The 1,285-nt window shown below is 71.4% G+C and carries 2 protein-coding genes; one reads left to right on the plus strand and one right to left on the minus strand.

The features are described from left to right. Positions 1-740 (minus strand): LysM peptidoglycan-binding domain-containing protein (locus tag I5E_RS09065; RefSeq protein WP_022906696.1); only part of this gene is annotated, 740 nt, incomplete at its 3' end. Positions 741-903: 163 nt separating this feature from the next. Between I5E_RS09065 and I5E_RS09070 the strand changes: the two genes are divergently transcribed. Next, positions 904-1,269 (plus strand): Rv2175c family DNA-binding protein, encoded by a 366-nt coding sequence (locus tag I5E_RS09070; protein ID WP_022906697.1) that lies wholly within the window; start codon positions 904-906, stop codon positions 1,267-1,269. Positions 1,270-1,285 lie beyond the last annotated feature (16 nt).

The raw sequence follows: 1,285 nt of genomic DNA on the forward strand, positions 1-1,285 counted from the left end.
ACCGTCACGCCGTGCGCGGCGGCGATCGAGGCGATGGTGTCGCCCGTGCCGATCTTCACGCTGCCGGCCCGGGCCGACGAGGCGTTCCCGGAGCCGGAGGTCGGAGCGGCCGTGACCGACGCCACCGGCGCCGCCGTGGCCCCAGCCGTCGGGACCCGGAGTGTCTGCCCGGGGTAGATCACGGAGCGCTGCGAGAGCTTGTTCGCGCTGAGGAGCGCCGTGGTCGACACGCCGACGCGCGCGGCGATGCCGGACACCGTGTCGCCCTGCTTGACGTGGTAGCTGCCCGTGGCCGGCGTCCGCGCCGAGGCCGTCGTGACCGCTGGCGTCGACGCGAGGTGCAGCGTCTGGCCGGGGTGGATGATCGTGTTCCAGCCGAGTCCGTTGCGCACGAGCACCTCCTGCGCGGACAGGCCGTACCGGGCGGCGATGCCCGACACGGTGTCGCCCTGGCGCACGGTGTACGTGGTGGGGACCCGGGTGGAGACGGCGGCGACCGTCGTGACGGTGGTCTCGGCCGGACGGGCCACGGCGGTCTGGAAGACCGGTCGGTCGGTCACGGTGCGGTCCTCGTCGACGTGCCGCTTGTTGCGGTTGTCGTCGTCGTGTCGTGGTTCGGCGTGGGCGACCGGGCCGGTGAGTCCGGCGGTCACCGCGATCGTCCCCGCGAGGACGATGGGCATGGTCGCGAACCGGGCGGATCGTGCGCGCCGGGCGTCTTCGTCTGCAGCGTTGTCCACGGTGTCTCCTGTTCGAGCGGTGAGCCGTTGCGCGTGCGTGCGCACTCACAGGTGTTCCCACGCTGGCATGGCGCGTTTCCCAAGTCAACCAGAGAGTCGGATGTTGCGTGTGTGACGAATGTGACGAACGAGTCGGTGTGACGCCGCGCCCCACTCTGGCAACATGGGGCCTGTGAGTGCTGCACCCATCGACGACACGACCCTTTCCGAGCGATGGCTGACCGTCCCCGACCTGGTGGACCTGCTCGGGGTGAGCCCCGGGCGCATCCACCGTCTCTTCGAGCAGAAGACGCTGCTGCCCGCGCGCGTGGACGGCGTCCTGCGGGTGCCGAGCGAGTTCCTCGACGAGGGCGAGCCGCTGCCCGAGCTGCGCGGGACGCTCATCGTGCTCTCGGACAACGGCTTCACCGATGACGAAGCCGTCCGCTGGATGCTCTCGGACGACGACGCGATCGGCACCTCGCCGATCGCCGCGCTGCGCGCCGGCCGCAAGGCCGAGGTGCGTCGCATCGCCCAGTCGCTGCTCTAGCGGTCCCCGCCCGACG

The organism is Curtobacterium sp. B18 (assembly GCF_000333375.1).
Classification (GTDB): domain Bacteria; phylum Actinomycetota; class Actinomycetes; order Actinomycetales; family Microbacteriaceae; genus Curtobacterium.

What these genes read in the sequence shown, in the direction of transcription:
- I5E_RS09070 (WP_022906697.1), top strand. Translation starts at nt 904, where the DNA reads ATGGGGCCTGTGAGTGCTGCACCCATCGACGACACGACCCTTTCCGAG.